The organism is Streptomyces sp. NPDC005761 (assembly GCF_040630635.1).
In the GTDB taxonomy this organism is placed as follows: Bacteria; Actinomycetota; Actinomycetes; order Streptomycetales; family Streptomycetaceae; genus Streptomyces.
The window spans coordinates 1-9,160 of sequence record NZ_JBEXXX010000086.1; the positions used below are offsets into that span (position 1 = coordinate 1).

Consider the following 9,160-nt stretch of genomic DNA (forward strand, 5'->3'; position numbering starts at 1 on the left):
AGGACGACGAACACCGACCCGGGTCCATCGCGTACCCGCGGAACGTTCGTCGTCTGAGGAGACGCCCCGGAGGGACCCCGGACCCCCACCCCCGGGCAAACGCGCAGCCCGCGGGGCACCCGCACCACCAAGCCCGTCCGGCGATTGAGGACAAAGCCCGCACCCCGGAACACCCCGCCGCCCGCGGGGCACCCGCACAAACAAGCCCGTCCGGCGATTGAGGACAAAACCCCCCGCCACAGCTACGACCGGTACGCCGCCAGCCACGCCGGGAACTCCGTCAGCGACGTGAGGACGACGTCCGCACCCGCCGCGCGCAGTTCCGCCTCGTCGCACGGGCCCGTCGTCACCCCCACCGAGACGGCGTTCGCCGCCTGCGCGCCGCGCACGTCGCCCGTGTGGTCGCCCACGTAGACGCCCGCCCCGTGCTCGCGCAGTGCCTCCGCCTTCGCCTCGGCCCACAGGCCGCCCACGATCACGTCGGGCTCGATGCCGAGGTGGGCGAGGTGGAGCTTCGCGTTCGGTTCGTACTTCGCGGTGACGACCATCGTCCGGCCGCCGAGTGCGCGTATCGCGTCGATCGACTCCCGCGCTCCGGGCATCGCGAGCGAGGGGCCGATCGCGTATGTGGGATAGATCTCCCGGTAGCGGTCGGCGATCGCGGCCACTTCGGCGGCCGGGAACCAGTGCGCGATCTCCTGCTCCAGCGGCGGGCCGAGGCGGCTCACCACCAGATCGGTGTCGATGAAGGCCCCCGTCTCGGCGGAAAGTGCCAGGAAGGCGGCCGCGATTCCGGGCCGGGAGTCGATGAGCGTCATGTCCAGGTCGAAGCCGACCGTCAGCGCGTGTGAAGCCATGCCGTCCATTGTGCCGAGCCCGCACGGGACCCGGTACACCGCCGGAAGACCCCGCACAGGCGACGCTTAGGCTTAGCCAAGCCTTACTTTGCTTTGTCTCGCTTGTCTCGCCTGTCTATGGGGTTCGATGCCAGCCGCCGCACCACGCCGCTCCAGACGCGCTCTCGCGACGGCGGCGGCCGTTGTTGCGCTGCTGATCGCGGTCCTGCTCAGCCTCGCCGTCGGGGCGCGCTCCATACCCCCGACCGAGGTGTTCGACGCCCTGCTCCACGGCGGGCACTCCGATGCCGCCGAAGTCATCCGGAACATGCGGGTGCCCCGCACCCTGATCGGCCTGATGGTCGGCGCCTCGCTCGCCCTCGCCGGCACGGTGCTCCAGGGCATCACCCGTAACCCCATCGCCGACCCCGGCATCCTCGGTATCAGCCAGGGCGCCTCGGTGGGCGTGGTGCTCGCCATCGCGTACGCGGGGATCCACACGCTCACCGGGTACGTGTGGTTCGCCTTCGCCGGGGCGGCCATCGCCTCCGTCGCCGTCTACGCCATCGCGTCCAGCGGACGCGGCGGCGCCACCCCGGTGAAGCTCGCGCTCGGCGGCGCCGCGATCAACGCGCTGCTGGTGTCCGTGACCATGGCGGTGCTGACGACGAAGGCGTCCGCGCTGGACGAGTTCCGGTTCTGGCAGGTCGGCTCGATCGCCGGCCGCGAGGCCCAGGTGGCCCAGCAGATCTGGCCGTTCCTGCTGCTCGGCACCGTGCTCGTGCTCTGCGTCGCCCGCGGCCTCGACGCCCTCGCGCTCGGCGAGGACATGGCGAAGGGCCTCGGGCAGAAGATCGCCACCGTACGCATCGTCGGCGGCATCGGTGCCACCGTGCTCACCGGCGCCGGGGTCGCCGCGGCCGGACCGATCGCTTTCATCGGTCTCGCCGTACCCCACATCGCCCGCGCGATCGTCGGCAGCGACCACCGCTGGGTGCTGCCGATGGCCGCCCTGATCGGACCCGTGATGCTGCTCGTCTCCGATGTCATCGGCCGGATCCTCTTCCCGCCGAGCGAGGTGCCCGCCGGGGTCATGACAGCCCTGATCGGGGTGCCGTTCCTGGTCACTCTGGTGCGCCGGAAGGCGGTGCCCGCATGAGCGCCACCACGGCCGCCGTGCGGCCCGCCGGGTACAGCCTCGTACGGGTCGGGACGCGCGGACGCTTCCTGCTGCACCGCCGGGCCGCGGTCGTCGCCGCCTCGCTCGTCGTGCTGCTGGCCGTCGTCTGCGTCGCGTACCTCTGCGTCGGCGAGAGCTTCGTCGCACCGGCCGAGGTCCTGAACGTGATCCTGGGGCGGCCCTCCGCCGACGAACTCGTCGTCGGCACGCTGCGGCTGCCGCGCATGGTCGTCGGGCTCCTCGTCGGCCTGGCCTTCGGGATCGCCGGCTCGCTGATCCAGACCGTGGCCCGCAACCCCCTCGCGAGCCCCGACATCATCGGCATCAGCCAGGGCGCGAGCGCGCTCACGGTCGGCGCCATGACGTTCGGCATCACCTCGTACACCGTCCTGCCGTACCTCTCGGTGATCGGCGGGGTCGCGGCCGCGGCGCTCGTCTACGCCTTCGCGTGGCGCGGCGGTCTGCACGCCACCCGCTTCGTCCTCATCGGCATCGGCTTCGCGATCGCGCTGCGCTCGGTCACCACCCTGTTCCTCACCAAGGGCGACTACCTCGTCGCCCAGCAGGCGCAGATCTGGATGACGGGGTCGCTCAACGGCCGCGGCTACGACGAAGCCGCCCCCCTCGGCTGGACCCTGCTGATCCTGCTGCCCGCGGTCCTGTGGGCCGCCCGTGCCCAGCGGTCCGTGTCCATGGACGACGACACGGCGACCGCCCTGGGGGTCCGGCTCGGACGCGTGCGGCTGGGGCTGGTCGCACTCGGGGTGATCCTGGCGTCCGTGGCCACGGGGACGGCCGGACCGGTCGACTTCGTCGCGCTGCTCGCCCCGCAGATCGCCCGCCGCATGACCCGCACCGCACAGATCCCGCTGCTCTGCTCGGCGCTGCTCGGCGCGGTGATCGTCGTCTTCGCGGACCTGCTGGCCCGCAGGCTCTTCTCCCCCACCGAACTTCCGGTGGGCGTCCTGACGGCGGCGGTCGGCGCCCCGTATCTGATCTGGCTGATCATCCGCGGTCACGGTGGCCGCTCGGGAGGCAACGCATGACCACGACCCGGCAGCAGGACGCCACGACCAGCCGGCTGACGGTGCGCGAGTTGACCCTCGCGTACGAGGACCGCACCGTCGTCCACGAGCTGGACCTCGCCGTCCCCGACGGGAAGGTCACCGTCATCGTCGGACCGAACGCCTGCGGCAAGTCGACGACGCTGCGCGCACTGGGCCGGCTCCTCAAACCGCGCGGCGGGGCGGTGCTCCTGGACGGCACGGAGCTGTCGAAGATCCCCACCAAGAAGATCGCGCAGTCCATCGGGCTGCTCCCGCAGACCCCGGTGGCCCCCGAGGCGATCACCGTCTCCGACCTCGTCGCCCGCGGCCGCCAGCCCCACCAGCACTGGTGGCAGCAGTGGTCCCAGGAGGACGAACGGGCGGTGACCGAGGCCATGGAGCGCACCGACATCACCGCCCTCGGCTCCCGGTCCGTGGACGAACTCTCGGGTGGACAGCGCCAGCGCGTCTGGATCGCGATGGCCCTCGCCCAGGACACCGATCTGCTGCTGCTCGACGAGCCGACCACGTACCTCGACATCGCGCACCAGGTGGAGGTCCTCGACCTGGTCCGCCGGCTCGCCGCGCCGGCCGCCGACGGGACCCGCGGCCGGACCGTGGTGACCGTGCTGCACGACCTCAACCAGGCCGCCCGCTACGCCGACCACCTGGTCGCCATGAAGGCGGGCCGGATCGTCGCCGAGGGCCACCCCGAGGACGTCGTCACCGCGGAGCTCGTACGCGAGGTCTTCGGCCTCGAAGCCGTGATCGTCCCGGACCCGGTGACGGGGTCCCCCCTCGTCGTCCCCGGCGCGCCCTGGCAGCCCTCCTCCTGACATCGCACACCGCTCACGAAAGGCCTCGCATGTCCACCGCCCTCCGCCGCCGCGGAATCACCCTCGGCGCCCTCGCCCTGACCGGCGCCCTCGCGCTCACCGCCTGTGGTTCGTCCGACTCGGACTCCGACGGCGGCGCCAAGACCGACACCGCCGCGACCCACACCGTCAAGACGGCCATGGGCGACGTGAAGGTCCCCGTGGCACCCAAGCGCGTCGTGGTCCTCGACACCGGCGAACTGGACTCCGCGCTCACCCTGGGCGTGCAGCCCGTCGGCGCGACGCACTCCGCCACGGAGGACGGCTTCCCCGCCTACCTGCCGGCCGAGAAGACGAAGAAGCTCACGGAGGTCGGCGAGATCGCCAACCCCAGCATGGAGACCGTCGCCTCCCTGAAGCCGGACCTGATCCTCACGAGCAAGGTCCGTGACGGCGACCGCTACGAGCAGCTCAGCGCCATCGCCCCCACCGTGATGACGGAGTCCACCGGCACCGCCTGGAAGGAGAACTTCCAGGTCCACGCCGAGGCGCTCGGCAAGCAGGCCGAGGCGAAGAAGATCGTCGCCGCCTACGACGCCCATGTCGCGAAGGTGACCGCGGCGATCGGCGGCAAGGAGAAGGCAGCGGCCACGGACGTCAACTTCGTCCGCTTCGTCGAGGGCGCCGACATCCGCATCTACGGCAAGCAGAACTACATCGGCTCGATCCTCGCCGACCTCGGCATGGGCCGGCCCGCCATCACCGACAAGGCCAAGGACGGCTTCTCCTACGACGTCTCCCCCGAGAAGATCGACCTCGCGGACGCGGACGTCGTCTTCACGTCCACGTACGGCGACCCGGGCAAGGCGGGGACGACCAAGACGATGAAGAGCGGCCTGTGGAAGGGCCTGACCGCCTCGAAGAACGGCAAGGTCTTCAAGGTCGACGACCGCCTGTGGATCGCCGGCATCGGCTACACGGCGGCCGGCCAGATCCTCGACGAGTTCCAGACGAAGCTGGCGGGCTGAGGCGGGGTTTTCCGGGGTGCGGGCTTTTGTCCTCAATCGCCGGACGGGCTTGGGTGCGGGTGCCCCGCCGGCTGCGCCGTTGTCCGGTGGGTGGGGGTCCGGGGTCCCTCCGGGGCGTCTCCTCAAACGACGAACGTTCCGCGGGTACGCAGCGGACCCGGGTCGGTGTTCGTCGTCCTGCGGGGACTCCCCTGCACGCCCCCGAACCCGGCCGCCCTGCGTCTGCGGATCAGCCCGACGACTGTCGAAGTCGCAGGGCGGCCGGGTGGGGACATGCAGGGCAGTCCCCGCAGAAAATGGCGTACGACCCGGGCACCACTGCGTCGTCGGGTGCACACGCCATTTTTGAGGAGTCTGCCCGGAGGGGCACCACCCCCACCCACCGGACAACAGCGCCCCGCGGGGGACCCGCACACAAGCCCGTCCGGCGATTGAGGACGGAACCCCCCACCACGGAACCCCGCACCACGGAACCCGGCAACCTCACCGCCCGCCCGGCCGAGGGCCCCGTGCCCGCCACACCAGGTAGAGCGCGGAGGCCACGGCCGCACCCCGCAGCACCCACGGCCACGCATCGCCGATCGCGGGGCTCATCTGCCCCTCCGCGATGGGCGCGCCCCACCGGCCGTCCATCCGGCCCCACAACCAGACGAGGGCGCCCGCAGCGACGGCCCCGGGCAGCCACATCACCACCCACTTCGCCTCCGTACGCGACAGCTTTCGGGAGCCGTACGCGAGCAGCCAGCCGAGCGCCAGGGGCAGCAGGGCCTGCGGGGCATCCATCACCGCGCCGGCCGCCAGCAGTGCCGCGGGGAGCAGCAGTCCGGGGTGCGAGAAGCCGCGAGGCGCGGCGTCCTCACGGACGCGGGCGCGGCGCAGCCGCGGCAACCGCCTCCGGCGCGGCGCCTCGGCCTCCTCCTCGGCCTCCTCCTCGAACTCCTCGTCCTCCTGCTCGTACTCCTCATCGTCATCCGCCGCCACCGGCGGCCTCAGCACTGCCGGGATCTCCACCCCGCCCCGGAAGCCCGGAACATCGGTGCCCGCCCCGAACTCACCGGCGTCGCCGAACCGGCCCGGGGCCACGCTCCACCAGTCCGCATCGTCCCCGGACGGGCCGAGTTCGTCCGACCCCGCCCGGTGCGGCGGTGACGGGGCCGGCCGGGGTGACGTCTCCGGAGCCGCCTCCCGCGCCTCCGACGCGCCCTTGCGTGAACTGTCTTTCCGGAGCCTCGCCCGGCGCGGCCGCGGGATCCCCCCAGCCTGCGCCCCGCCCGTGTCCGGCTCCTGCGGCAGCAACGGCGTGCCGTCCCCCGACGAGGCCGCGGCCGCGACCAGTTCGTCGGGGGTGCCGAGCTTCCCGATGATGCGGCGCACCGCCCCCGGCGAGTCCGCGGCCTGCGCCACACGCTGCCGGTCGATCTCACCTCGCAACGCCGACACGAGCCTCATCCGGGTGCCCGAGGACAGCTGTTGCTGCTGCGCCAGGTCGCCGACCCGGCTCAGGTAGTCGTAGACCAGCTGGTCGCTCTCGATCCCCACGCGATCGTTCCCCTCTTACCGCCCTGCACCGACGGTAGCGTCCTCGGGCCTGTCCGGAGCGACTACCGTGGGACGGATGGGGATGACCACACCACCGCGGACGCTCGCCGAGGCCCTGCGCGCCCGGGACGACGAGTCACTGGCCGGGCTGCTGCGTGCCCGGCCGGATCTCCTCACCCCCGTGCCCGGCGACATCACCCAGCTCGCGACGCGCGCCGGCACCCGTGCCTCCGTCGTCCGCGCCCTGGAGCACCTCGACCGTTTCGCCCTTCAGACCGCCGAGGCGCTGGCGGTCGCACCCGACCCCGCCCCTTACGACATCCTGCTGGGCCTGCTCACGGGCGACGGCCAGGACGACGGGGAGCACCGGGACGACGCGGGCGCCGCGATCGTGGCCGCGCTGCCCGGCGCGCTGGCCACCCTGCGCGAACAGGCCCTGGTCTGGGGCGAGAACGACCGGCTGCGCCTGGTGCGCACCGCTCGCGAACTGCTGTCGCCGTCCCCGCAGCACCCCTCCCCCACCGGTCTCGGTCCGACCGTCGCCGAAGCCACCGCCGGCATGTCGCCCGGCCGGCTCCAGGAGATCCTTCAGGCTGCCGGGCTGCCCGCCACCCATGACCCGGTCTCCGCGGTGGGCGCCCTGTCCGCGCTGTTCACCGACCGCACCCGGATGGGCGAACTCCTCGACACCGCCCCGGTGGAGGCCCTGTCGGTGCTGGACCGGCTGGTCTGGGGGCCGCCGTACGGCGAGGTGACCCCGAACCCCACCCCGCCGGTGAAGTGGCTGCGCGACCGCGGGCTCCTGCTGCCCGTGTCGACCCGCACCGTCGTCCTGCCGCGCGAGGCCGCGCTGCATCTGCGTGCGGGGCGCGCCCACCGCGTGCCCGAGCCCCGGCCGCCCGCCGTCGGCGCCGTCGCCGAACGCGATCCACAGGCTGTGGACAGCGCCGCCGCCGGCCAGGCGTTCCTCGCGGTGTCGACGGTCGAGGAGTTGCTCAAGAGCTGGAACGGCGGCGGCCCCGCCATACTGCGGGCCGGCGGCCTCAGCGTCCGCGAGCTGAAGAAGACCGCGGCCGTGCTGGACGTCACGGAACCCGTCGCCGCGTTCTGGGTGGAACTCGCCTACGCGGCCGGGCTGCTGGCCTCCGACGGCGAGGCGGACGAACGGTACGCGCCGACTCCCGCGTACGACGACTGGACGGAACTGTCCGCCCAGGACCGCTGGGTGGAACTCGCCTCCGCCTGGCTCGCCGCCACCCGCGCCTCGGGCCTGGTCGGCGGCCAGGACGCCAAGGGCCGCGCCCTGTCCGCCCTCGGCCCCGAACTCGACCGCTCCACCGCACCGGAGGTCCGCCGCCGGGTCCTCGACCTGCTCGCCTCGCTGCCGCCCGGCACCGCCCCGGACCCGGAGTCCCTGCTCGCCCGGCTCCGCTGGGAACGCCCGCTGCGCGGCGCCTCCACCTCGGCCGGGGACACCACCGACCTGCGGTCCCGGATCACCCTGTGGACGCTGAACGAGTCGGAGCTCCTCGGCATCACCGGCCGTGGCGCCCTGGCCTCGCAGACCCGCGCCCTGCTCTCCGGCGGACCCGCCGAAGCCGCCGCCCGGCTCGCCCCGCTCATCCCGGAGCCCCTCGACCACGTCCTGCTCCAGGCCGACCTCACGGCCGTCGCCCCCGGCCCGCTGGAACGCCCCCTCGCCGACATGCTCGCGGCGCTCGCGGACATCGAGTCCAAGGGCGGTGCGACGGTCTACCGCTTCACTCCCGGCTCCGTACGCCGCGCCCTGGACGCCGGGCAGTCCGCCGCCGACCTGCACGCCTTCCTCGCCACGCACAGCCGCACGCCGGTGCCGCAGCCCCTCAGCTACCTCATCGACGACGTGTCCCGCCGCCACGGTCACCTGCGGATCGGCGCCGCGTCCTCGTACGTACGCTGCGACGACGAGGCCGTCCTCAACGAGATCCTCGCCGACAAACGCTCCGCCACACTGCGGCTGCGTCGGCTCGCGCCGACGGCCCTGGCCGCCCAGATCGACCCGGCGTCCCTCCTCGACGGCCTGCGCGAGATGGGGTACGCACCCGCCGCGGAGTCCGCCGACGGCGACGTCCTGATCACCCGCGCCGGTGCCGTCCGCACGCCGCCGCGCACGGCCCCCGTCCCCGTACCCGAGGGCCCGCCCGTCCCGGACCCCACGCTCCTCGGGGCGGCGGTCCGGGCGATCCGGGCCGGGGACACGGCGGCCACGGTCGTCCACAAGGAGACGGGGCCCGCGTCCTCCGCGGCGGGTGCTCTGCCCCGCACGACCTCCGCCGAGACCCTGGTCACCGTCCAGGCCGCCGCGATGACGGGGTCGGCGATCTGGATCGGCTACGTCAACGCGGAGGGCGCGGCCAGCCAGCGGGTGATCGCCCCGGTCCGCGTCGAGGGCGGCTACGTGACGGGGTACGACCACACGGCGGACGAGGTCCGCACGTATCCGCTCCACCGGATCACCGGCGTGGCGGAACTGGCGGACGACCAGACGTAGCGACGGCGCTGCGGGGTGCGGGGTGCGGGTTCTGTCCTCAATCGCCGGACGGGCTTGGTGGCGCGGGTGCCCCGCGGGCTGCGCCTGTGTTCGGTGGGTGGGGGTCCGGGGTCCCTCCGGGGCGTCTCCTCAGACGACGAACGTTCCGCGGGTACGCGAGGGACCCGGGTCGGTGTTCGTCGTCCT

Annotated in this window: 7 protein-coding genes; 5 read left to right on the forward strand and 2 right to left on the reverse strand. The window is 73.2% G+C overall.

Annotated features, from left to right (window positions below; translation table 11 throughout):
- Window positions 1-242 precede the first annotated feature (242 nt).
- The gene (locus ABZ434_RS35660) at window positions 243-866 is read right to left on the reverse strand and encodes an HAD family hydrolase (protein ID WP_359146133.1); all 624 of its coding nucleotides are present in this window, start codon (window positions 864-866) and stop codon (window positions 243-245) included.
- A 118-nt stretch (window positions 867-984) separates the two neighbouring features.
- Between ABZ434_RS35660 and ABZ434_RS35665 the strand changes: the two genes are divergently transcribed.
- From ABZ434_RS35665 to ABZ434_RS35680, 4 genes are read left to right on the forward strand one after another with little or no spacing between them, the layout of a single operon-like run.
- Entirely contained in the window at window positions 985-1,995 is a 1,011-nt protein-coding gene (locus ABZ434_RS35665) for an iron ABC transporter permease (RefSeq protein WP_359146136.1), read from the forward strand.
- Window positions 1,992-3,062 carry an iron ABC transporter permease gene (locus tag ABZ434_RS35670; protein WP_359146139.1) on the forward strand — a complete coding sequence of 357 codons (1,071 nt, stop codon included), beginning with the start codon at window positions 1,992-1,994 and terminating at the stop codon, window positions 3,060-3,062. The genes ABZ434_RS35665 and ABZ434_RS35670 overlap by 4 nt, the downstream gene beginning before the upstream one ends.
- Window positions 3,059-3,898: an ABC transporter ATP-binding protein gene (locus ABZ434_RS35675; protein ID WP_359146141.1), complete on the forward strand. Its 840-nt coding sequence runs from the start codon at window positions 3,059-3,061 to the stop codon at window positions 3,896-3,898. The genes ABZ434_RS35670 and ABZ434_RS35675 overlap by 4 nt, the downstream gene beginning before the upstream one ends.
- A 29-nt stretch (window positions 3,899-3,927) precedes the next feature.
- Complete coding sequence (locus ABZ434_RS35680) at window positions 3,928-4,905, forward strand: iron-siderophore ABC transporter substrate-binding protein (protein ID WP_359146144.1); 978 nt, start codon at window positions 3,928-3,930, stop codon at window positions 4,903-4,905.
- Between the two features lie 483 nt (window positions 4,906-5,388).
- Here the strand turns inward: ABZ434_RS35680 and ABZ434_RS35685 are convergent, their stop codons facing one another.
- A complete protein-coding gene (locus tag ABZ434_RS35685) occupies window positions 5,389-6,444 on the reverse strand; it encodes a hypothetical protein (RefSeq protein WP_359146147.1) in 1,056 nt (351 codons plus the stop codon).
- 76 nt (window positions 6,445-6,520) lie between these two features.
- On the opposite strand from ABZ434_RS35685, the gene ABZ434_RS35690 reads away from it, so the two are divergent.
- A complete protein-coding gene (locus ABZ434_RS35690) occupies window positions 6,521-8,974 on the forward strand; it encodes a helicase C-terminal domain-containing protein (RefSeq protein ID WP_359146149.1) in 2,454 nt (817 codons plus the stop codon).
- Window positions 8,975-9,160: the final 186 nt, after the last annotated feature.